Raw genomic sequence first — 402 nt, forward strand, 5'->3', positions numbered from 1 at the left:
AGATCCGCGCCAGCGCGGTCTCGACCGCGCCTTGCGGCGCCTCATAGGCCGCCAGCGCATAGGCCTGATCGCGAGGGGCCGGCAGCGCGTTGCGATCGAGCTTGCCGTTCACCGTCAGCGGAAGCGCCGCCAGCCGCACAAACGCGCTCGGCATCATGTAGTCCGGCACCCGCGCACTCAAGTGCGCGCGCAAAGCGCCCGCAAGCCCGCCTGCATCGCCCTCGTCCGAGCCGGCCTCGGGCGCGCAGACCACATAGGCGATCAGATGCTTGTCACCGGCGCCGCTCTGGCGCGCCACCACCACCGCCTCGCGCACCCAGGCGTGCTCGCAAAGCCGCGCCACGATCTCGCCCGGCTCGATGCGGTAGCCGCGGATCTTCACCTGATCGTCGTTGCGGCCTA

Annotated in this window: 1 protein-coding gene; it reads right to left on the reverse strand. The window is 70.9% G+C overall.

The window, feature by feature from the left end:
* The coding region (locus tag AC066S_RS39825; protein WP_478272067.1) for an AMP-binding enzyme at positions 1-402 on the reverse strand (402 nt) is incomplete at both ends.

This window comes from Bradyrhizobium sp. CFUWI, assembly GCF_056429085.1.